Raw genomic sequence first — 20,439 nt, forward strand, 5'->3', positions numbered from 1 at the left:
TTCGTCATTGGCCCCGGACAGGAGGACAGCCAGCGGACGATTTTCGTGTGGTGCTCACGGATGGCCAGATCATGGAACGGGCCGACTACTGGAAACGACTCATGGATTTACGTCCACGAAAGCGAGCATGAGAGGGCGGTCGCGCAAGTCGCATGATGACTGTTCGCTAGATCGGTCGCGGTGTTCACCACCGCGACTGGATCGCTAGAGTGTGATAGTGGACGAATCAGCTTCCGTCGCGGACCTGCATCAGCGCGAACCCCAGCAGATTCAGGCCTTGCCACAGGTTGGGGTTCCTCGCGTTTTCGTGGTCCTGGGCGAGCCCGATGCCCCAGATGCTATCAACCGGGCTTGCCTCAACGATGATGCGCGAACCGGTGTCCTTGAGGAATGCATTCAACTCCGGGTTCTGAGAGAACTTGGCCTGGTTGGCCCGGACGACAATTGCATATCGGTGTTGCAGCCAATCCTGTTCGTTGAATCCACGCACGTTGCGGCCAAGCGCTTTCGCTGCATTGGGGGTAGGCGCCAGGAGCACTTGAGCTCGAACTTCCTGATCGCCGAACAAGGCGGCCTTCTCGGCCATCATGAAATGCTCGGCAGTCGCGTAGCGTTGCCCGTCGACAACGAATTCAGCCTCGAACCACTGGCTGAAGCATGACGCTGTAACGCCGCTCTTGCTTCGCTGGTGTCCCCAGAAAAACGTAAATTCAAGCGCCTCTCCTGAGTTGAAGCGGGAGCGGAGGTCTTCCAGATACTTGGAGTCTTGCAATGAATGCTTCCTTGGCAATTGGTCTTTGAGGCGACAGTTTTATCACGACGTAACAGAGCAAATCTCGTTTAGAGGGTTTGCGTGCCCCTGATTGGTCGTTTCTGAAACGGGTCAGTGCACCAATGACGGTTGGGTAGCGACCGAGATTGTTAAGGTCACGACAATCAGTACGACGAGTCCCCAGAACGTCACCATGACTGTCAGCATGACGCCCTTCAGGCCTTTATAAAGCCAGCGCAACCGATGGCCTTCGGGTTTTGCTTCTGAGCGGGATCTGAGCACACCGTTCAAGTAAAAGCCGAGAAGGGCCAACAGTGCGCCATCAATGAACAACGCAGGCAGGCCGGTTTCGGGGAATATGCTGCCCCACAGATAGAATGACGACCGGCTCAGGAACACCACATAACAAGTGAGACTGCCGTAGGGGCCGGCTCTCCACCATTTTACCGGCCAGCGCTCCGACCATAAGGCACATCATCACCATGAACGGGTTGAGGAGGATATGGATCATCCACTCCAGTACGCTGGGAAAGTAGTCCGGGGAGTGGATGCTGCGCCAGATGTGTTCCAGCATTGTTCAGGGTCCTTTTTGGAGTCAGTAGTGCTTCCGTGCTGCTGTACCGTATCGGCGTATTGTCGGGGTACATAAGGCTTGTTGTGCAAATCAGGTCGCCCTACGCTTCGCGGGTTGCCTTTGGGCGCGAAGGGGGAGTATTCGGGTTGTGTCGAAAGGGGGTTGATGGTGCGGCGTCGGCCTGATAAAACGCCGGCCCACTGAATCGCCAAGGACTGCAATTGATGTTTCTGTTGATGACACTTCTTTCTTTTTGGGCGGAGGATCCGATCCATGTCGTCAATGAAGCAAACTGTAAGTTTGGGCATATGGTGGCGCTACCTGATGACTACAGACGTAACCGTTTGCTGAAAACCTGTTACGCAAATATCAAAGACGAACCCAAGCTCACCGACGGAGGTACCTTGCAAGAGAGGACAGTCCGCCCACTCAAAGAGCTCACGAGCATTCCTGCCGAGTGACGTTGAAATCAGAGAATCGCTGAGGTTTTCACCCAGCATGAAGGCGATCGGGGACTGATGGGCTGATTGGGTTGCAAGCATGCCAGAGTTGCGTGCAAGAGATATTTCGGTGAAATGGTGTGTCTACACTGTTCCAGTTCAGCCAAGGTGCCTGGCGGTACCTTGGCTGCTATTGCCAACTTATGAGATTGGGCGAATCTCTTGCCCGTGATCTTTCACTGCGCTGTGATCAACCTCAATTTGGCTGGTAGCCTGCACATAATAGGGGTTCTGAGCTCCATTTCTCTTCAAGGATAGTACAAAGCCACGTTCGTCAGATCTATCCCAGCTTTCGGTTTTTCCGTTTTCTATCGAAAAGAAATTTGTCTTCCCTTCGTCGCCCCATTTGTTGATTGAAACTTCGATTTTGTTAAGCGATTTATTCGTAACAGTGATACCCATATCCATATCCTTTTTAGACAGAGAGTTGACCGGCATGGTTATCAGCTACTGTCCGATGAATATCGTTACTACAATAACGATATACCCCTTAGCTAAAGTCTCCAGCCGGAAATGATGATGCGTAGGGGAGTTTAGCCAGTTTCTTGATTTTCGCATGGTAGGAGATTCGGTCGCATGACAATGGAGGCGTACCGGCTTCATTGCAGAAACCACAAAATAAATCAGTCCCCCTTTATTCGTGCATTCACCGCCCTGACCATTGCGAGTCCGGCAGCCAACCGTCATAAGGATTCGTACAGGTCGTGATATCGTTGTGCCTTCATTTGTAGGAGGCAAGCGGTGAGGGTCAAAAATTGGCAAGGATGGGAGCCTGAATGGCTCAAGTTGACGGAGCACTTTGGAGGTGCTCCGGCGGTACCGGGCGCGTATATCATCTGCGCAGACAGGGAGATTCAGCGTGCAGTCGGTTCGGATGAACAGGGTATTTTGACTATCGGCGAATCCGACAATCTTCGGCGCCGACTGGCTGCATTCGTGCGGTGCGCTAAGAACCCAGGCGCCGCCGGCCACATGGCAGGCTGGCGATTTAATTACGCGTCGTTCGAAAAGGTGTTTCCACTGGATTCATTGTGGGTAAGTTGGTACCCGACAGCTGACAAGGCGACCGCCCACGCTAAGGAAGGAGAAATGCTTGCACTCTACTTGGCAGAGCATTTTGAGCTCCCCCCTCTCAACTACAAATTCAACTGGCCAAAGCTGGAAGATTGACCGTCTGGATCGCTGAGCTTCTGACGCGAAAGCGTTTCTAAGGCAGTAGCGTTTTTGGTACCAATCAAAGGAATGAATTCGTGACAAACAATCACACTGTTACCTGCCCCCATTGCATGAACGAAGTACCATGGGGGGCTCTGGTCTGCCGAGGTTGTCAAGCCGAAGTCCGCTATGGTACGCCTCGAGGCGTCGCAGTTTTTTTCCTGATACTTTGTGTTGTTGCGGGATGGTGGGGAGCCAAGGTGGTCCATACCTTCATCACGACTAACTCCGCAGTACTCTGGGTGATCTTTGGAGCCATTTTCCTGTTGTGCGCGCTTGCATCTCGAAAAATTTGCAAGCGACTGTATGACGGAAAAACTGTTTTTCGGCGCTTCTATCGAAAGTAGTACTGCTGCCGCTGCATGAGCCTGGCCTTGCGCTGGGCTTTTCATTTCTGGAATTTGTAAAGGCGGGAAAAGCTCGGATGGGGCCTGGCTACGCCTGGTTTACTTCAGGCAGAGAAAAATAAATCAGTCCCCTTTATTGATAAAAAATAAATCAGTCCCCTTTATTGGCATAGAGTTAGACGATGCTCTAGAAATGGCAGAGCAGACAGAAGTCTGATCTTCCACTGCGACGGTCTGGGCCAGACCGTTGCCTTCCGACCCGAAGCGGACTTTCAGGCTATGCAAAACAAATCTGAGAATCATCTGGAGGACAGTAGGACGAGACCGCTCGGCCAGAGCTGTTTGAAGAGCTTGTTGTTGGTGGTCATCGTTTCGACGCGGGCTCGGAGTGATTCTTTGCACTTAAACTTGACTATGAGGAGCAGCGCAGCTTTTGGTGCCTGCTTGATGAAAACATTAAGTTCCTAAACGATTTAGGCACCCGGCGGGAGGTTCGGAGGTGACGGACTCGGAATCGTGCTAGCTGCAACTTTCAATATCAACGGCGAAGAGAGACCTAAATGAAAAGATACGAACTTGCCTAGGGGAAAGTTCGTATCATTATAAAGGAATCCGACCAAGCCGCCTAATAATGGCCAAGCAAGAAAGGGGAGCCAATAAAGTGGGTCCTTGAAATCAGGGCGCTGTTCTTTAGGAATGTGCTGTAGTTCGATCAAACTCAGAAGGTTGACGACGAGACCGCCAATTGCCGCGAGGATCACTGGTGAAGTAAATATCTCGCTCATGGTATAGATCCTTCAGATTACGCGATTCTTGATGGCCCCTAGCAGCTTCTCTGAGAGTGATGCGAACTCTCGGAAGTGCTCTCGCGTCGCATATAGCTCGCGCCCATCAGAGGAAGGAACTGATGAGCGAACAATTTTGTCTGACGCTTCAGATATTGCTTGATGAACGATCTCTTGTGTCAGTCCCGTTTCATGAGCGACCCCCTCCACCGTGCGCCACTTGAAGTCGGGGCTTGTGAGGGCGTCTAGCACCGATTGGACCGCTTCGGTGGACACATCTTCAATCATTTTAACCTCCCCAGAGCGTTTGTGATTTTTCTACCTAACGATTCAATTGAGGCACCATGTAAGCATAGCTTAAGTTCGTCCAGATGGCCGACTCACTCCTCGACGACTCTGGCTACCGCCATGGTGTCCCGGTTGAGCCTATAGAGCAGGGCAAGGAGTGGAGCTTGAAGCATGGCAAATCCTCCTGGCGGAGAGGAAAGATTAGCTGGGAATGCGACGGGAGATGATGAGCCAGAGCTAGACGACAAGGCTTGATCAACTGGGGGGGGGAGCCTGCTTCTGGCCGAAAGCTGCCTACTGACCGCATTCAACGCAGCAACAAGTTCTGCTTGGTGTGATTTGACTAGCGCCAATCCAGTGGTGTTAGAAGGATAGGGTTGCGGAAATGACCGAAAAGATGCGGAAACGATCCAGAAAGGGAGGACCAAAAAACGCGGGTTCCAGAAACGACAAAGCCCTGAATAATCAGGGCTTTGTCGTATCAAATATGGCGGAGGCGATGGGATTCGAACTCATGGACCTGTTACAGTCGACGGTTTTCAAGACCGTTGCCTTAAACCACTCGGCCACACCTCCGTTGCGTTGCGGGCGCCATAATACCTGAATGAAACACACTGTCAAACTCTGTGCATGGCTTGTTACAGAGCGTCTGTTATGATCTTTGCGACTGAACGTTTCAAACCAACAGGAGTGTCGCCATGCGCGAACAGGATTACGCAGTTCACAACAGCGTGCAGGCTGAGCAGCTAGAGGTTAGCCGCGTCCTGCGCAACACTTATGGCCTACTGGCGCTGACTCTTGCATTCAGCGGCGTGATGGCTTTCGTAGCTCAGCAGATGCGTGTTGGCTACCCGAACATTTTCGTGGTGCTGATCGGCTTCTACGGGCTGTTTTTCCTCACCAACAAACTCCGTGATTCGGCCTGGGGCCTGGTGTCCGCGTTTGCCCTGACCGGTTTCATGGGTTTCCTGCTCGGCCCGATCCTCAACCGTTACCTGGGCATGCAGGGCGGCGCTGAAGTGGTCAGCTCGGCGTTCGCGATGACTGCACTGGTGTTCGGTGGTCTGTCGGCCTACGTGCTGATCACCCGCAAGGACATGAGCTTCCTCGGTGGCTTCATCACCGCCGGTTTCTTCGTGTTGCTGGGTGCCACTCTGGCGGGCATGTTCTTCCAGATCAGCGGCCTGCAACTGGCGATCAGCGCAGGTTTTGTGCTGTTCTCGTCGGTCTGCATCCTGTTCCAGACCAGCGCCATCATCCACGGCGGCGAACGCAACTACATCATGGCGACCATCAGCCTGTATGTATCGATCTACAACCTGTTCATCAGCCTGTTGCAGATCTTCGGCATCATGAGCCGCGACGACTGATTGGTTTAATCGGCGTTAACAAAAAACCCGCGAAAGCGGGTTTTTTGTTGTCTGCGAAAAAGCGGGCAGGGCGCAGCGATCAGTTGATCTCTATGCTGCCGTCGGCGTGTTGCTTGTAAATCGTGTAGGGCAGCAGAAATGTATCCAGCACCCCGGAAACGGCTCCGTCGACCACCAGCCCGAGGGACGGGTTCTTGTAGTTGAACGCATCGACGTCATCCGGTTTTTCGGCGTGCAGCATGCAGAAATCGTACGTCACGCCGCTGTAGATGCGCGGTACGGCGCCGCAGTAGGTTCTATTTGCCTTCAACTGATCCACGTTTGCCTTATCGCTGAGTACCACGGTCTGTATGGTCCCGCAACCAGCCAGCATCAATGCCGCCAGTATCACCGCCTGAATTTTCATGCCGCGAATCCTTCGCCGGAAAAACGCCAATCTACGCTTCTCACGCCATCGGCGGCAATCGTCGTTTGACCGGGGTCTTCTTGACGATCGCGGTGTTGGTTTCGGCCAGCGTATTGAGTCGATCAAGCAAGGTATCCAGTTGCTCCATCGAGCGCACATGCAGGCGGGCAATGAAGCAATCTTCGCCGGTCACCTTGTCGCACTCGGTGAACTCGGGAATCGACATAATTTGCCGTTCCACTTCCTGCAACTGCCCCGGCAACGGCCGCACCCGGACAATGGCCTGCAACTGGTAGCCGAAGCACTTAGGATCGATCTCCACGGTGTAGCCCTTGAGTACGCCGCGCTCTTCAAGGCGCCGCAAGCGTTCGGCCACGCTCGGTGAAGACAATCCGCTGATTTGCGCCAGCGCCTTGAGCGAACGCCGGGAGTCTTCCATCAAGGCCCCGATCAGGATCTGGTCGATATCGTCGGTCATACAAAAATCTCCCGCATTAGGCGAATGACGCAAACCACCCTTGATAAAAAAGGCAGAAATCGAGTTTAGCCTGCTTTTTGCGCTGGAGAAGCCCCGGTCTCGCTTGGCATACTTTTGCCACACATTAAGGAGATTGATGATGGACAAAACAATCCGTCGCGGCTCATTTGAAATGACCGCTGCCATGCTGATATCCGGGACGATCGGCTGGTTCGTGCTGGTGTCAGGCCAACCGGTTCTGGACGTGGTGTTCTGGCGCTGCGTGTTCGGCGCCGGTACCTTGCTGCTGATCTGCGCGGCGTTCGGTTTCTTGCGTCCGGGGATTCTGACGCGCCCCACCTTCCTGCTGGCGGTGCTCAGCGGCATGGCGATCGTCGGCAACTGGGTGTTGCTGTTCGCCTCCTATTCCCGGGCGTCGATTGCCATCGGCACGGCGGTGTACAACGTACAGCCGTTCATGTTGGTGGGTTTGGCGGCGCTGTTTCTTGGCGAGAAGATCACCCTGCAAAAGCTGTTCTGGCTGGGAATTTCCTTCCTCGGCATGTTGGCGATTGTCAGTGCCCACGGCGAGCAAGGCGAGGGCGGCAATGACTACCTGATGGGGATCGCCCTGGCCCTTGGCGCGGCATTGTTGTATGCCATCGCCGCGTTGATCATCAAGCGCCTGACCGGCACGCCGCCACACTTGATCGCGCTGATCCAGGTCTGCACCGGGGTGTTGATGCTCGCACCGTTTGCTCACTTCAGCGCGCTGCCGCAAGCGCCCAGTGCCTGGGCGAGTCTGGTCACGCTGGGCATCGTTCACACGGGCCTGATGTATGTGCTGCTCTACGGCGCGATCCAGAAACTGCCGACCGCACTGACTGGCGCACTGTCGTTCATCTATCCGATTGCGGCGATTTTTGTTGACTGGTTTGCCTTCGGCCATCAACTGCAAACCCTGCAATGGGTAGGCGTGGCGGCCATCCTGCTGGCTGCCGCCGGGATGCAACAGGGCTGGGGTTTCAAGTCGCGACGGTTGGCGGCGCAGTAACCTCAGATGTTCCAGCGCGGCGCGGTTTTCGCCAGGCGCTGGCGCATTTCGCCGATGTTGGACGCCAGTTGCCGGGTCAATAGACGGTAACCGTCCAACGGGTTGTAGACCGGGGCGTCGAGGCTGGCGTCCGGTAATTCCACCGGGCGCCCGAGACGCTGGGTTGCACCGGTTTTCAGGGCCCGGGCCATGCCGATCAGTTGCACGCGAATCTGCCGGTGCTCGGCCTTCAATGCCGATTGCAGATGCGCCATCGCTTCAGGATCGTTGGTGTCCGGCCGAGTATTGCCGAGGATTTCCAGGGTGCTGATGCACATGCGCAGGTTGCGCTGGATCGCATCCAGTTCGGTCATCGATACCTTCACTTCCTTGGACACCGACGGCATCAGTGAGCGCAGTTGCACCATCACCGTGTTCAGCCGGCCCATCAGTTTCAAGTGTTCATCGGCCGAAACCGGTTCACCACTGATGATCCGCCCGTACACCGTGGCGCAATCGCGCAATGCGTCGGCCAGGTTGTAGCGCCACGAATACACCGCGTACAGCGGCAACGCGAAGGAAAAAGCCAGGGCCAGGGCGATACCGATCAGGATATCGACCCCGCGCCACAGCCCGTCGGTGATCGGGTTGTCGCCATGCCCGGCGACAATGAAAACGGTGATGGCCGAAAGCAGGGCGGTGTAGCCGCCCTTGCCGATGGCGTGATACGAGAAGAATCCGCACACCACCGCCATTGCAAAATAGGTCAGCCACGGCATTCCCAGCCACGCCTGTTGTGCCACCAATAACAGGCCGACGCCGGCACCGATCAAGGTGCCGGTGGCGCGTTCGGCGGCTTTCTTGCCGATGTTGCCGTGGTGCTGCAAACCACCGATGACCACCAGCATGGTCACCGACGCCCACTCGCCGTGGGGCAGGTTGATGCCGGTGGTCAACAGAATCGTCGCCAGCAACCCCAGCGCCACCCGCACCGCATGAATCAACCGCGCGTGTCGGTAGCGACGGTACGGGTCCAGCAGCGGCCGCAGTATCCGCCGCAACAGCGGCGGCCAGCGGTGGGGGCTGAAAGTGCTCAGCGCTGATTCCTCCTTAAAAGATGTAATCGGTCGCGATGAAGTTTGAATCCCGTCCGCGAATGATTTCGCTGATCAGATCCTTGTTGGGTTCCTGGAACTTGGTCGCCACCAGCGTACGGATCGAAAACACCCGCAGCGCATCGTGTACCGACAGCGTGCCTTCAGCGGAGTTCTTGCGCCCGTTGAACGGGTAGGTGTCCGGGCCGCGCTGGCACTGGGCATTCAGGTTGATACGCCCGACCTGGTTGGCGAAGGTGTCCACCAATCGGCCGACGGCCACCGGGTTGGTGCCGAAGATGCTCAGTTGCTGGCCGAAGTCCGATTCCAGTACGTAATCGATCACGGTATCGAGGTGACGGTACGGCACGATTGGCACCACCGGGCCGAACTGTTCTTCCTGATACACGCGCATCTGTGGCGTCACCGGGTACAGCACTGCTGGATAGAAGAACGACTCTCGCGACTCGCCGCCATTCGGGTTGACCACTTGGGCGCCTTTGCTCTGCGCATCGGCCACCAGACCGTGCAGGTAGTCGACCTTGCCCGACTCCGGCAGCGGCGTCAGCGAAACCCCGCTGTCCCACGGCATGCCCGGTTTGAGGCTGGCCAGTTTGGCGTTGAATTTCTCGATGAAGCTTTCAACCACGTCTTCATGCACAAACAGGATCTTCAGCGCGGTGCAACGCTGGCCGTTGAACGACAGCGAACCGGTAACTGCTTCGCTCACCGCGTTATCCAGATCGACCTCGGGCAGGACGATGCCGGGGTTCTTCGCATCCAGCCCCAACGCGGCGCGCAAACGGTGCGGTTTCGGGTGCAGTTTCTTCAGGTCGCTGGCGGCCTTGTTGGTGCCGATGAAGGCGAAGATGTCGATCTTGCCGCTGGCCATCAGCGCACTGACGGTCTCGCGGCCGCTGCCGTAGATGACGTTGATGACACCGGTCGGGAAGCTGTCGCGGAAAGCTTCGAGCAATGGACGGATCAGCAGCACGCCGAGCTTGGCCGGTTTGAACACCACGGTGTTGCCCATGATCAGCGCCGGAATCAGCGTGGTGAACGTCTCGTTCAGCGGATAGTTGTAAGGGCCCATGCACAGCGCCACACCGAGCGGTACGCGGCGGATCTGGCCGAGGGTGTCCTGTTCCAGCTCGAAACGGCTGGAGCGGCGGTCGAGTTCTTTCAGCGCATTGATGGTGTCGACGATGTAGTCGCAGGTGCGGTCGAACTCTTTTTCCGAGTCCTTGAGGTTCTTGCCGATTTCCCACATCAGCAGTTTCACCACGGCGTCGCGCTGTTGGCGCATGCGCCCAAGGAAGGCTTCGACGTGCTGGATGCGTTCGGCCACGCGCATGGTCGGCCACAGGCCCTGGCCCCGGTCGTAGGCGCGCACGGCGGCGTCGAGGGCGGTGAGGGCGGTCTCGGCGTCCAGCAGCGGCGTGCTGCCGAGGATCACTTGTTCGTCGCCGTTCTCACCCTTGAGATAGACCGGGCTGCGCACGGTAGCGAGCGGGCCGTCCCAGCGGCGCAACTGGCCATCGACCAGGTATTCGCGTTGCTCGACCTGACCGTCGAGGCGGTATTTTTCCGCGATGTCGCTGACAGAAGGGAACAAGTTGCCAAGGATGTTTGCTGTGGTCATGTCGCTACCCTGCTTGCCAATTGAAAAAGTCTGTACAGGTTATACGCCTGAATGCGCTGAAATTTAAACCCGCAAATGTCACCCGAATGTCACTCAAAGGCGCAGGGCAGAGGGCTCAACAAGATTCCCACCTTTTATTCGATCCCGAGTCTCATCCCGACTGTCCCCGTTTGCCCCCTTCACTGGCCCGCAATGCCCTCAACCCGCCGCCGTCGCTGCCTTAAGGTGTGATCACAACAATAAGTGGCACCCCACGCGAGGATCGTTATGCGGGCATCCCGAATCACGTTGCTGCTGATGCTGGTCACTGCACTGGCCGGCTGCGGCGAAGACCCCAACCCCCCGGCCAGCACTAACAACGCCATGCCCAAAGACCCGGCGCTGGCGCAGATCTACGCCAACAGTTGCCAGCTCTGTCACGCCAATCCTGCCGCCAACGCGCCGCTGACCGGTGACCGCAAGGCCTGGGAGCCGCGCATCCAGCAGGGCGCCGACACGCTGCTCGACCACGCCATCAATGGCTACAACGGCATGCCGCCGATGGGCCAGTGCGTGGAGTGCTCGGAAGAACAATTCCTTCAGTTGATCGGCTTCATGGCCGACCAGCCGCTCCCACAATAAGGATCCTGGCATGCCGATAGATCTGACACGCCGGCAGTTGTTGCAACGGGCAAGCATCGTCGGCGCGTTCAGCGCGCTGGCCTCCAATCCGGCGCTGGGCCAGTTGATGCGCGCGCCGCGACTGATTCCCTGGCGCAACTGGTCGGGCGGGCAGAGTTGCCTGCCAGCGGCGCGGGTGGCGCCGAAGAATCTGGATGAACTGACGTCGGTGATTCAGCAGGCACCGGGCAAGATTCGCCCGGTCGGCTCGGCGCATTCCTTCAGCGCATTGGTGCCCACCGACGGCACGTTGTTGTCGCTGAGTTACTTCAACGGCCTGCTCGATCACGACCCGAAAACCCTGCAAGCCGAATTCGCCGCCGGCACACCGATGTCGCGCATGGGCACGCCGCTCAAGGACGTCGGCCAGGCCCTGCAAAACATGGCCGACATCGACTACCAGACCCTCGCCGGGGCCATTTCCACCTCGACCCACGGCACCGGCAAAACCTTCCAGTCCTACTCGGCCCATGTCTGCGGGATGCAACTGGTGACCGCCAACGGCGAATTGATGGACTGCGACAGCCAGCGACATCCCGAAGTATTCAATGCCGCCCGGGTATCCCTCGGCGCATTGGGCGTGGCCACCAAAATCCGCCTGCAAAACCGCCCGGCCTATCGCCTGCGCGAACGCCAGTGGATCGCCAAGACCGAAGAACTGCTGGAAGACATCGACAAGAACACCCGCGAAAACCAGCACTGGGAAATGCTCGTCGTCACTCATTCCGACTACGCCTTGTCGATCGCCCTCAACGAAACCACCGACCCGCCCACGCCACCGATCCCGCCTGAAGAGGAGGGCGGCAACGAGTTCGTGACGCTGATCGAGAAGATCGACAAGTACGGCAGCGACTTCCCGAACCTGCGCAGCTCGCTACTCAACAGCCTGCGGCATCTGGCGAGTTTCGATGACCGGGTTGGCGACTCGTTCGACATCTACGCCAACGTGCGCACGGTGCGCTTCAACGAAATGGAATATTCGGTGCCCGCCGAGCAGGGCCCGGCATGCCTGCGCGAGATTCTCAAGCTGATCCGTGACAAGGACCTGCGCACCTGGTTTCCCATCGAGTACCGCTACGTGAAGGCCGACGACATTCCGCTGAGCATGTTCGAGGGCCGCGACAGCTGTTCGATCTCGGTCCACCAGCATTACCAGATGGACCATCACAACTTCTTCGCCGCCGTCGAGCCGATCTTCTGGAAGTACAACGGCCGCCCGCACTGGGGCAAGTTGCACACACTCAATGCCCGCACGTTGCAAACGCTCTATCCGCGCTGGCAGGAATTCACTCGAGTACGCCAGGCGCTGGACCCGAGCGGCAAATTTCTCAACGGGCATCTGTCGTCGATTCTGGGGGTGAGCTGATGGCGGTCAATCGACGTAATTTTGTGCTTGGCACCTTGGGTGTCGGTGCCTTGCTGGTGGGCGTTGGCGCTTGGCTGCGGCCGGGGGATCGCGGCGGCCCTTACAGTGAATATTTCCGGGCGCTGAACAATGAGCTCAAGGCAAAAGGCCCGATGCGCCCGGTGTTGCTGATCGATCTGGATCGGCTGGATCACAACATCGATGTGGTGATGCGCTCGGTCAAACGCACCGGCAAACACCTGCGGTTGGTGGAGAAATCGTTGCCGTCGCCGGGTTTGCTCAGCTACATCGCTCAAAGGGCAGGGACTCAGCGACTGATGTCGTTTCATCAGCCGTTTCTCAATCACGATGCACAGGTTTACCCGCAGTCCGACATTCTGCTCGGCAAGCCCTTGCCGGTACGCTCGGCGGAGCTGTTCTACCAGACCCACAAAGGCCCGTTCGACCCGGCGAAGCAACTGCAATGGCTGGTCGACAACCCCGAACGCCTGCAGCAATACCTCGCGCTGGCTCAGGGTTTGGGTACGCGGATGCGGATCAACATCGAGCTGGACGTCGGCCTGCACCGTGGCGGCGTCAGTGATCTGAACGTGCTCGGGCAGATGCTCGCGCTGATCGCCGCCAACCCGCAACACCTGGAGTTCGCCGGGTTCATGGGCTACGACCCGTTCGTGGGCATGGGCGTGCCGGGGATTCTCGGTTCGCCCGAAGAGCTGTTCGCCAAGGTGATGGTGATTTATCAGCGCTGCGTCGACTTTACCCGGCAGCAATATCCGGCGCTGTGGCATGACGGCTTGTGCCTGAACACCGCCGGCAGTCCGAGTTACCGCATGCACGAAAACGAAAACCTGAGCAGCGAAGTCTCGGTGGGGACGGCGATGCTCAAGCCGACTCATTACGACTTACCGTCGTTGGTCGAACACGAGCCTGCCGCGTACATCGCCACACCGGTGTTGAAAAGCACGGGGGCGGTGAATATTCCGGCGCTGGACGACAAGTCGAGGCTGTTTTCGTGGTGGGATGCCAACCAGCGCCAGACCTTTTTCATCTACGGCGGCAACTGGATGGCCGAGTTCGAATCGCCGCCGGGGCTGCAGAGCAATGGCGTTTACGGGCGCAGTTCGAATCAGGAGATGGTCAATGGTTCAAATGCAGTGGGGCTGACAGTGGAGGATCAGGTGTTCCTGCGACCGACCCAGACCGAGGCGGTGTTGCTGCAGTTTGGTGATTTGCTGGCGGTACGTGGCGGCAAGATTGTCGACAGCTGGCCGGTGTATACCTGAAGGTTAGTCGGGTTTGAATCCCGGCAGGCCTTGGGATATGCGCCATTCTTTTATGGTTCGGGTTATTCCTTCCGCTGAGTCATCGGCCTCGGGCAGCGGACGATAGATAAGGTTCATCTTCTCCGGATGCCCGACGATCTTGTTGAAGTGGCGAACCAGCAAGTCGGCACGCGCATCCGTAGATGCCTTGTCTTCTTTGAAAATCTCATCCACAAAACTAATGAATTCATGTTCTGTGTAATCAGAAATGCTGGCTTTGATGAAGGAGTCATTCATTCTTGCTTGAATCCCGGTAGCCCTCGAAATGAACGCCATTCTTTCAGGGTTCTTGTGATTCCTTGCGCAGAATCATCCGCACCGTCATCCGGGTAGAAAATCAGGTCGGAGCCAGCAGGGTGTTCGCAGATTGTATTGAAGTGGTGCACGAGCGAGTTTTCGTCCTCTTCGCTTTCCTCATTCCCCACGATGCTTTGTATCAACTGGATGAACTCGGCTTCCGTGTAGTCAGTAATGCTGGTTTTGGTGTTCATTGCTTCTTCTCCTTATGAATTTCCGCGTGGCGCTTGGGCGTCATCACGGCAAGGTTGTCGACGTCGTAAACGGCGCCACCATTCTGAATATGTTCAATATGATGTATTTCATATCGAGAGTTTTCGCCGTTGTGCTCTGTCCTGGGTGCAAAAGGTGCTCTACCGTTCAAGAGTTTGCCTCTATTGACCGGCTTGAATTGATCGAGGAGCCCGGGATCAAATCCTACAGTCGTCCAAAACGCCTTCCTGAACTCATCGAAATCTCTGAATCGCTGCCCTCGCAACTGATCAGCAATCCGCGTCGGTATCGGAGCACCCAACCCATTGCCAGCCCCCACCAACCAAGTCCCCTCAACATCCTCACCTACCCCCGTCACAACCCCCGGCTCATACCGCGTGCTGAGCACCACATAAATCGGTGCCAGCCCCGCATCCGCCGGAAACCAGACGATCGCGTCGTGATAATCCGGCGGATGCTGCGGATTGACGAGGATGCGGTCAGTCTTCTCGCCCGGCGGATAGACCCAGATCGTCGGCAGCGGCGGGGCGCCTTCCAGGGCGGGGATGGGGGGCGCGTCGTCGGGATTGGCGGCAGGTGTCCAGATCAGGCCGATGCCGTGGCCGAGGTCGGCGACGAAGTGTTCGCCTTCTCGTTGCGCCTTGATGACCGGGACGAACTCCCAGTCTTTCTTGCCACCCGTGTAGAAGCCGTAGGCGCTGATTGAGCCGTCGGGCAGTGTCTTGGCACTGAAGCGCACACGGGTGCGGCCGCTGGCGAGTAGTGCGTATTGTTCGGTTGTGTAAAAAGCGCTGTCGGACGAGGTATCCGTGTTGGGGATCAACAACGCCAGCGTGCCGACGGTACTGGCGCCACTCAACAGGCTGAGCCCGAGCGAACCGCCGAGCCGCTGGGCCAGCGCCCGACCGCTTCCGGAGCCTGCCGCCCATTTCAATGGCACGCCTTCAGCGCTGATCGGTACCTGACTGCCGAGAACGGCCCACTGACCGTACTCGGCCAAGCGTTCGGTCGGGATAAAACCGGCCGGATTTTTGTGATCTATCACGCCGTCCGGAAGGTTGCAGCTTTTGGCGAACACACAACCCCGGCCGGGCGCTTGCGGACGCTGCTCGACCTGGCGCAAGTGCCGATCTTCATACGCCTGCTGGCGGGCGATCATTGCGTCGTAGGTCGCTTCTCGGGCTTTGAATTCGGCGAACTCGGTCGACGTCATGTCCCGTGGGACAAGCCTGCCGTGTCCGGCGCCGCCATTGCCGCCCCGGTCTTCCCAGACCTGGGGAATGTCGTTGTCCCGCGCCATGGTTGTTTTTCTGCATGTAACCGAAGAGGCGCGAAACCTAACCGGGCGGCCCCTGACCTGGCGTTAGGACGTTTCCTAAATGCAGCGCTGAAATTTCCTGTTTCACGGTGTTGCTGCAGCTTCCTCAACCCTCACTGGATTTCTGTAATGAAGCTTTTATGACAAAAGTTCGGTAGCACATCGCCAGTCCGGTCATGCCTATGTAACGCGCTTGAGGGGCCCTTTGGGCGCTTTTCACAAGCCGAGGCGGGACGCCGGGAGTGAGGCAATGGGGACTATGGAACGCTACTCGAAAGTGGGCATGCAGGAACTCGATCAACGCCTGTCGAAGATCGTCGAAGCCGCGCGCAAGAAGCCGGTTTCGGTGTATCGCTACGGCGCGCCGTGGGTCTGGATCGTGTCGCAGGATGACTGGCAGGGCGCCTTGAAAGAGGTCTCCAGCTACATTCCCCCAGGGCATTCGCTGGTGCTGCTGCGCCCGCAGATCGACGACCTGTTCGACGCTCACAGCGATCTTCTGCACGACCTCAACGCCCAGCCCGGCATGCTGATCCCGGCGCAGACGGTCATGCACATCCTGCTCCTGCAACTGCTGTATTCGGTGCCCAGCGAGCAGCAGCTCTACGAACAGCTCAATTACAACCTGCTGTTCCGCTGGTTCGTCGGCCTGGGCCTGAACCAGAAAGTCTGGAGCTTCAACGTCCTCAGTCGCGACATCGCCATGCTGCTCAACGAGCCGCGTGCGGTGCAGCTCATCCAGAAAATCATCGGTGAAGTGTTCTGCGGCGCGCTGCTGCAAATGCCCGAGTTCTCCTTGAACTTCGCGCTGCTGCACACCTGGCTGGGCAAACACACCGGGGCCTGCACTTCAGCAATCAAGAACGCCAGTAACTGACGCACACGCAAGGCGCATGAGCGCCAATAGGTCATCGCGAATTTCAGGGGGTAGTGTGGATCAGATTTTCACGTCACGGCTGGCGCTGTGGGGCTGGCTGCTGGTGACGGCCGGCGCGCAGCCGGCGTTCGCCGAGGAGGCCGAAAACACAGCGGCGCAGCGTCTGGTGGACGTCAACGAATACTTCGTGCGCGGCAACACCGTGCTCGATGCGCGGGCGATCGAAGAAGCGGTGTACCCGTTTCTCGGCCCGCAAAAAGCCTTGAGCGACATCGAAGGCGCGCGGGACGCCTTGCAGAAGGTCTATCAGGAACGCGGCTATCAATCGGTGTTCGTTGAACTGCCGGAGCAAGCGGTGGCCGACGGCATCGTCTACCTGCAAGTCAGCGAAACCAAGGTCGGCCGGGTACGGGTGGTCGGCGCCAAACACTATTCGCCGCTGGATATTCGCGACAACGTCCCGGCTCTCAAAGAAGGCGAGGTGCCGGACTTCGCCAAGGTCCAGGGTGAACTGGCGCAACTCAACAAGACCCCGGGACGCCAAGTGATGCCTCTGGTACGCGAAGGTCGCCGCCCCGGCACCATGGACGTGGACCTGCAAGTCGAAGACCAGAACCCGTGGACCGCCAGCGTGGGGCTGAATAACGACTACAGCGCCGATACCGAAAAACTCCGCGCCGTCACCAGCCTCGGTTACAACAACCTCTGGCAACTCGGCCACAGCGTCAACCTGACGTTCTTCACCGCGCCGCAGGACACCGACAACGCCAAGGTCTGGTCGGGCTCGTACACCGCGCCGTTGACCGATCGCTGGAGCGTGCAGTTCTCCGGTTACCAGTCCGACAGCAACGTCGCCACCATCGGCGGCAGCAACGTGCTCGGCAAGGGCCATTCCTACGGCGTGTCGGCGATCTACACCATCCCGTCCAGTGGCAACTGGTCGAACTCGCTGTCGGCCGGCATCGACTTCAAGGACTTCGACGAACGCCTGACCCTGTCCGGCGAGAGCGACAAGGTGCCGCTTAAATACGCGCCGTTCACCTTCGCCTACAACGGCTATCGCTACACCGAAAAGAGCCAGCTCGGCCTCGGCCTGAGCCTGGTCGCGGCCACTCGCAGCATCTTCGGCTACGGCAGCTCCGACGAAGACTTCGACTACAAACGCTACCGCGCCAACCCGAGTTTCGCCGTGCTCAAGGGCGATACCAACTTCACCTGGACCTTCGACAACGACTGGCAGAGCGCGAGCAAAGCCGCGTTCCAGCTGGCGTCGGGGCCACTGGTTTCCAACGAACAATTCTCTGCCGGCGGCGCGACTTCGGTACGCGGTTATCTGGCCGCCGAGCGCACCGGCGATGACGGCGTGTTGCTCAGTCAGGAAGTCCGCACACCGTCGCTGGCCAAGTACGCCGGCACCTGGATGCAGGACTGGCGCTTCTACGCCTTCGCCGAAGGCGCGCAACTCTATCTGCGCGACGAACTTCCGGACCAGGACGCCAGTTACGCCCTGGCCAGCGTCGGCCTCGGCACCCGCGCCAGCCTGAGCAAATGGCTGTCCGGCAGCGTCGACTGGGGCTACCCGCTACTCGAAGGGCCGAACACCTCGAAACAGGAATCGCGCCTGCACTTCAACCTTCAGGCCACTTTCTAACAAGGAGCACTTCCATGCAGCGCCTCTTCCTTTCGTTGTTGATCTGCCTGGGCTTCGTGCTCCCGGCCACGGCTCAGGCCTGGTGGCAGGACGACTGGCATTACCGCAAACAGATCGCCGTCGACACCACGCCGCAGGGCGTCGGGATCAATCAGGCCCTCGGCCGCACCGCGCTGCTGGTGCGTCTGCACACCGGTAACTTCACGTTTGATGGTGTGAAAGAGGACGGCTCGGACCTGCGCTTCGTCGCGGCCGATGACAAGACCGTTCTCAACCACCAGATCGAAAGCTTCGATGCGCTGATGGGCATGGCGCTGATCTGGGTCGATGTGCCGAATGTCGAGGGCGGTCAGCGCCAGGACATCTGGATGTACTACGGCAACCAGAAGGCGCCGGCGACCGGCAACGGTCAGCTCACATTCGATCCGAATTACACCGCGCTCTATCACTTCGAAGGCGCCACCGGCACCCCGGCGAAAGACACCACTGCCTACGGCAACACCGCGCAGAGCGCGACCGGCGCCGCCATCGACGGCGTAGTAGGGCGGGCCTTGCAGTTCAGCGGTCAGCCGTTGCTGCTGCCGGCCAGTCCGTCGTTGCAACATAACGCTGGCAGCGCCTTCACTTTCAGTGCCTGGCTGAGACTGGATCAGGCCAACGGCGAACAACTGATCCTGGCCCGCCGCGAAGGCGCCAACAGCCTGCTGGTCGGTGTGAACCAGGGCGTGCCGTTCGTGGAAATCGACGGCCAGCGCGCTGTGGCCACACAACCGCTGAATCCGGGCCAATGGCAGCACGTTGCGCTGACCGCCGAAGGCGCGAAAGTGACGCTGTACATCAACGGTCGCGAAGGCGCGGCATTGGCCCAGGCGATGCCGGCGTTCAATTCGGTCATGGCCATTGGCGCCGATTTGCACGAAGGTCCTTTCCAGCCGTTCGTGGGCGCCATCGATGAACTGCGTCTGTCGAAAGTCGCACGCCCGGCGCCCTTGTTACTGGCCGATGCCACCTCCCAGGGCGCCGAGTCGAAACTGGTGGCTTACGGTGTCGATGAAGAACAGTCCGGTTTCGGTTTCGGCAGCCTCGGCTTCCTGCTCAACGCCGTGCCGGTGGACGCCTGGGTGATCATCGCGGTGCTGGTGCTGATGATGTTCCAGTCGTGGATCATCATGCTGCGCAAGAACCGCACCCTCAGCCGCGTGACTGCGGCCAACGAAGACTTCCGCGTGCAATTCGCCAAGGTTGGCACGCGCCTGGAGATGTTCGCGGACGACGCGCAACTCGCCCAGCGTTTGCAGCACTCGCCGCTGTGGCACCTGTACCAAGTGGCGGTGAAAGAGATCCGTACCCGCCGCGAGCAGGGCGCCGATACCTCGTCGGTTTCGGCGGCGACCATCGAAGCCATCCGCTGCTCCATGGACGGTGTGCGCACCCGGGAAAACCAGCAACTCAGCTCGAAGCTCTCGACCCTGTCCAACGCCATCGCCGGCGGCCCGTACATCGGCCTGCTCGGCACCGTGCTGGGGATCATGGTGGTGTTCCTCGGCACGGCCATGGCCGGCGACGTCAACATCAACGCTATCGCCCCAGGTATGGCCGCAGCCTTGCTGGCCACCGCCATGGGCCTGTTCGTCGCGATCCCGGCGCTGTTTGGCTACAACCGACTGATCACCCGCAACAAGGAAGTCAGCGCCGACATGCGCGTATTCGTCGACGAGTTCATCACCCGTCTGGCGGAGATGCACGGCGAAGGCCAGTCCAGTGAAGCGGCGCATCAGCGCGGTCATCACGCCAACCATTCCGTACCGGCCTGAGGAGCACTGACATGGCGTCCGTAAATGCCTCCCACGACGATGACGAAGATGCCGCAGTGGACAGCATCAACATCACGCCACTGGTGGACGTGCTGATGGTGGTGCTGGTGATGTTCATCCTCACCGCCACCGCGCAGGTCTCCGGGATCCAGATCAACCTGCCCAAGGCCAGCGCCGCGGTGTCGCTGTCCGAGGCCAAGACCAAGGCGATTTCGGTCAACGACGGCGGCCAGGTGTTCCTCGACGCCTACCCGGTGACCTTGCCGGAGCTGGAAGAGCGCCTGCGCATCGAGAAGGCGCAGAACCCGGACTTCCCGGTGATCGTACGCGGCGACGCCACGGTGCAGTACCAGAAGGTCATCGAAGTGCTGGATCTGCTGCGCCGGCTCGAACTGTCCCAGGTCGGTCTCGTCACCGGCAAACCGAGTCAGGGCTGAG

At 58.6% G+C, this 20,439-nt stretch carries 21 protein-coding genes, 1 tRNA gene and 1 pseudogene; 11 read left to right on the forward strand and 12 right to left on the reverse strand.

The window, feature by feature from the left end; genetic code table 11:
• Nucleotides 1-226: 226 nt before the first annotated feature.
• On the reverse strand, nucleotides 227-772 hold the full coding sequence (gene ybiA / locus AC07N4_RS01005; protein WP_102622299.1) for a riboflavin biosynthesis intermediates N-glycosidase: 546 nt from the start codon (nucleotides 770-772) through the stop codon (nucleotides 227-229).
• A gap of 111 nt (nucleotides 773-883) precedes the next feature.
• Nucleotides 884-1,346, reverse strand: a pseudogene (locus tag AC07N4_RS01010) (hypothetical protein).
• A gap of 224 nt (nucleotides 1,347-1,570) precedes the next feature.
• On the opposite strand from AC07N4_RS01010, the gene AC07N4_RS01015 reads away from it, so the two are divergent.
• On the forward strand, nucleotides 1,571-1,807 hold the full coding sequence (locus AC07N4_RS01015; protein WP_493064724.1) for a hypothetical protein: 237 nt from the start codon (nucleotides 1,571-1,573) through the stop codon (nucleotides 1,805-1,807).
• 180 nt (nucleotides 1,808-1,987) lie between these two features.
• On the opposite strand, the gene AC07N4_RS01020 is transcribed toward AC07N4_RS01015, so the two are convergent.
• Complete coding sequence (locus tag AC07N4_RS01020) at nucleotides 1,988-2,248, reverse strand: hypothetical protein (RefSeq protein ID WP_493064725.1); 261 nt, start codon at nucleotides 2,246-2,248, stop codon at nucleotides 1,988-1,990.
• 339 nt (nucleotides 2,249-2,587) lie between these two features.
• Here AC07N4_RS01020 and AC07N4_RS01025 point away from each other — a divergent pair, with 339 nt between their 5' ends.
• On the forward strand, nucleotides 2,588-3,016 hold the full coding sequence (locus AC07N4_RS01025; protein WP_493064726.1) for a hypothetical protein: 429 nt from the start codon (nucleotides 2,588-2,590) through the stop codon (nucleotides 3,014-3,016).
• Between the two features lie 865 nt (nucleotides 3,017-3,881).
• Here the strand turns inward: AC07N4_RS01025 and AC07N4_RS01030 are convergent.
• Both AC07N4_RS01030 and AC07N4_RS01035 read right to left on the reverse strand, forming a co-directional pair.
• Nucleotides 3,882-4,193: a hypothetical protein gene (locus AC07N4_RS01030; RefSeq protein ID WP_493064727.1), complete on the reverse strand. Its 312-nt coding sequence runs from the start codon at nucleotides 4,191-4,193 to the stop codon at nucleotides 3,882-3,884.
• A gap of 776 nt (nucleotides 4,194-4,969) precedes the next feature.
• Nucleotides 4,970-5,057 (reverse strand) — tRNA-Ser (locus AC07N4_RS01035).
• 122 nt (nucleotides 5,058-5,179) lie between these two features.
• Here AC07N4_RS01035 and AC07N4_RS01040 point away from each other — a divergent pair.
• Nucleotides 5,180-5,851: a Bax inhibitor-1/YccA family protein gene (locus AC07N4_RS01040; protein ID WP_003224442.1), complete on the forward strand. Its 672-nt coding sequence runs from the start codon at nucleotides 5,180-5,182 to the stop codon at nucleotides 5,849-5,851.
• Nucleotides 5,852-5,930: 79 nt separating this feature from the next.
• Here AC07N4_RS01040 and AC07N4_RS01045 read toward each other — a convergent pair whose 3' ends face one another.
• Nucleotides 5,931-6,257 carry a YceK/YidQ family lipoprotein gene (locus AC07N4_RS01045; protein ID WP_102622308.1) on the reverse strand — a complete coding sequence of 109 codons (327 nt, stop codon included), beginning with the start codon at nucleotides 6,255-6,257 and terminating at the stop codon, nucleotides 5,931-5,933.
• 40 nt (nucleotides 6,258-6,297) lie between these two features.
• On the reverse strand, nucleotides 6,298-6,735 hold the full coding sequence (locus AC07N4_RS01050) for an Lrp/AsnC family transcriptional regulator (RefSeq protein WP_007955121.1): 438 nt from the start codon (nucleotides 6,733-6,735) through the stop codon (nucleotides 6,298-6,300).
• Between the two features lie 139 nt (nucleotides 6,736-6,874).
• Between AC07N4_RS01050 and AC07N4_RS01055 the strand changes: the two genes are divergently transcribed.
• Entirely contained in the window at nucleotides 6,875-7,768 is an 894-nt protein-coding gene (locus AC07N4_RS01055; RefSeq protein ID WP_493064728.1) for a DMT family transporter, read from the forward strand.
• 2 nt (nucleotides 7,769-7,770) lie between these two features.
• Here AC07N4_RS01055 and AC07N4_RS01060 read toward each other — a convergent pair whose 3' ends face one another.
• Nucleotides 7,771-8,811 carry an FUSC family protein gene (locus AC07N4_RS01060; protein ID WP_173861393.1) on the reverse strand — a complete coding sequence of 347 codons (1,041 nt, stop codon included), beginning with the start codon at nucleotides 8,809-8,811 and terminating at the stop codon, nucleotides 7,771-7,773.
• A gap of 46 nt (nucleotides 8,812-8,857) precedes the next feature.
• A complete protein-coding gene (locus AC07N4_RS01065) occupies nucleotides 8,858-10,483 on the reverse strand; it encodes an NADP-dependent glyceraldehyde-3-phosphate dehydrogenase (protein WP_493064729.1) in 1,626 nt (541 codons plus the stop codon).
• A gap of 267 nt (nucleotides 10,484-10,750) precedes the next feature.
• Here AC07N4_RS01065 and AC07N4_RS01070 point away from each other — a divergent pair, with 267 nt between their 5' ends.
• The 3 genes from AC07N4_RS01070 (at nucleotide 10,751) to AC07N4_RS01080 (ending at nucleotide 13,792) form a co-directional block, all read left to right on the forward strand.
• A complete protein-coding gene (locus tag AC07N4_RS01070) occupies nucleotides 10,751-11,104 on the forward strand; it encodes a c-type cytochrome (protein WP_493064730.1) in 354 nt (117 codons plus the stop codon).
• Between the two features lie 76 nt (nucleotides 11,105-11,180).
• Nucleotides 11,181-12,509, forward strand: a complete 1,329-nt coding sequence (locus AC07N4_RS01075; RefSeq protein ID WP_493065191.1) for a D-arabinono-1,4-lactone oxidase — start codon at nucleotides 11,181-11,183, stop codon at nucleotides 12,507-12,509.
• 74 nt (nucleotides 12,510-12,583) lie between these two features.
• Nucleotides 12,584-13,792 (forward strand): DSD1 family PLP-dependent enzyme, encoded by a 1,209-nt coding sequence (locus AC07N4_RS01080; protein WP_493065192.1) that lies wholly within the window; start codon nucleotides 12,584-12,586, stop codon nucleotides 13,790-13,792.
• Nucleotides 13,793-13,795: 3 nt separating this feature from the next.
• Here AC07N4_RS01080 and AC07N4_RS01085 read toward each other — a convergent pair whose 3' ends face one another.
• The 3 genes from AC07N4_RS01085 to AC07N4_RS01095 are packed head-to-tail and all read right to left on the reverse strand — an operon-like array spanning nucleotide 13,796 to nucleotide 15,641.
• Complete coding sequence (locus AC07N4_RS01085) at nucleotides 13,796-14,068, reverse strand: bacteriocin immunity protein (protein WP_096821803.1); 273 nt, start codon at nucleotides 14,066-14,068, stop codon at nucleotides 13,796-13,798.
• Nucleotides 14,065-14,322, reverse strand: a complete 258-nt coding sequence (locus tag AC07N4_RS01090) for a bacteriocin immunity protein (RefSeq protein ID WP_493064731.1) — start codon at nucleotides 14,320-14,322, stop codon at nucleotides 14,065-14,067. Before AC07N4_RS01090 ends, AC07N4_RS01085 begins: the two co-directional genes overlap by 4 nt.
• Nucleotides 14,319-15,641 (reverse strand): pyocin-S2/colicin E7-DNase domain-containing protein, encoded by a 1,323-nt coding sequence (locus AC07N4_RS01095; protein ID WP_493064732.1) that lies wholly within the window; start codon nucleotides 15,639-15,641, stop codon nucleotides 14,319-14,321. The genes AC07N4_RS01090 and AC07N4_RS01095 overlap by 4 nt, the downstream gene beginning before the upstream one ends.
• 277 nt (nucleotides 15,642-15,918) lie before the next feature.
• Here AC07N4_RS01095 and AC07N4_RS01100 point away from each other — a divergent pair, with 277 nt between their 5' ends.
• The 4 genes from AC07N4_RS01100 to AC07N4_RS01115 are packed head-to-tail and all read left to right on the forward strand — an operon-like array spanning nucleotide 15,919 to nucleotide 20,438.
• Complete coding sequence (locus AC07N4_RS01100) at nucleotides 15,919-16,536, forward strand: transposase (protein ID WP_371858329.1); 618 nt, start codon at nucleotides 15,919-15,921, stop codon at nucleotides 16,534-16,536.
• A gap of 55 nt (nucleotides 16,537-16,591) precedes the next feature.
• Nucleotides 16,592-18,187, forward strand: a complete 1,596-nt coding sequence (locus tag AC07N4_RS01105) for a ShlB/FhaC/HecB family hemolysin secretion/activation protein (RefSeq protein WP_493064733.1) — start codon at nucleotides 16,592-16,594, stop codon at nucleotides 18,185-18,187.
• A gap of 14 nt (nucleotides 18,188-18,201) precedes the next feature.
• On the forward strand, nucleotides 18,202-20,001 hold the full coding sequence (locus AC07N4_RS01110; RefSeq protein WP_493064734.1) for a DUF2341 domain-containing protein: 1,800 nt from the start codon (nucleotides 18,202-18,204) through the stop codon (nucleotides 19,999-20,001).
• 11 nt (nucleotides 20,002-20,012) lie between these two features.
• Nucleotides 20,013-20,438 carry an ExbD/TolR family protein gene (locus tag AC07N4_RS01115; protein WP_096821810.1) on the forward strand — a complete coding sequence of 142 codons (426 nt, stop codon included), beginning with the start codon at nucleotides 20,013-20,015 and terminating at the stop codon, nucleotides 20,436-20,438.
• Nucleotide 20,439: the final 1 nt, after the last annotated feature.

Source organism: Pseudomonas sp. GW821-FHT09E04 (assembly GCF_059416185.1).

Bases quoted from the DNA above. Each gene is read 5' to 3' on its own strand.
- AC07N4_RS01055 (WP_493064728.1), top strand. From the start codon at position 6,875: ATGGACAAAACAATCCGTCGCGGCTCATTTGAAATGACCGCTGCCATG.
- AC07N4_RS01115 (WP_096821810.1), top strand. From the start codon at position 20,013: ATGGCGTCCGTAAATGCCTCCCACGACGATGACGAAGATGCCGCAGTG.
- AC07N4_RS01085 (WP_096821803.1), bottom strand. From the start codon at position 14,068: ATGAATGACTCCTTCATCAAAGCCAGCATTTCTGATTACACAGAACAT.
- AC07N4_RS01070 (WP_493064730.1), top strand. From the start codon at position 10,751: ATGCGGGCATCCCGAATCACGTTGCTGCTGATGCTGGTCACTGCACTG.
- AC07N4_RS01030 (WP_493064727.1), bottom strand. From the start codon at position 4,193: ATGAGCGAGATATTTACTTCACCAGTGATCCTCGCGGCAATTGGCGGT.
- AC07N4_RS01110 (WP_493064734.1), top strand. From the start codon at position 18,202: ATGCAGCGCCTCTTCCTTTCGTTGTTGATCTGCCTGGGCTTCGTGCTC.
- AC07N4_RS01045 (WP_102622308.1), bottom strand. From the start codon at position 6,257: ATGAAAATTCAGGCGGTGATACTGGCGGCATTGATGCTGGCTGGTTGC.
- AC07N4_RS01090 (WP_493064731.1), bottom strand. From the start codon at position 14,322: ATGAACACCAAAACCAGCATTACTGACTACACGGAAGCCGAGTTCATC.
- AC07N4_RS01015 (WP_493064724.1), top strand. From the start codon at position 1,571: ATGTTTCTGTTGATGACACTTCTTTCTTTTTGGGCGGAGGATCCGATC.
- AC07N4_RS01050 (WP_007955121.1), bottom strand. From the start codon at position 6,735: ATGACCGACGATATCGACCAGATCCTGATCGGGGCCTTGATGGAAGAC.
- AC07N4_RS01040 (WP_003224442.1), top strand. From the start codon at position 5,180: ATGCGCGAACAGGATTACGCAGTTCACAACAGCGTGCAGGCTGAGCAG.
- AC07N4_RS01095 (WP_493064732.1), bottom strand. From the start codon at position 15,641: ATGGCGCGGGACAACGACATTCCCCAGGTCTGGGAAGACCGGGGCGGC.
- AC07N4_RS01065 (WP_493064729.1), bottom strand. From the start codon at position 10,483: ATGACCACAGCAAACATCCTTGGCAACTTGTTCCCTTCTGTCAGCGAC.
- AC07N4_RS01100 (WP_371858329.1), top strand. From the start codon at position 15,919: ATGGAACGCTACTCGAAAGTGGGCATGCAGGAACTCGATCAACGCCTG.
- AC07N4_RS01020 (WP_493064725.1), bottom strand. From the start codon at position 2,248: ATGGGTATCACTGTTACGAATAAATCGCTTAACAAAATCGAAGTTTCA.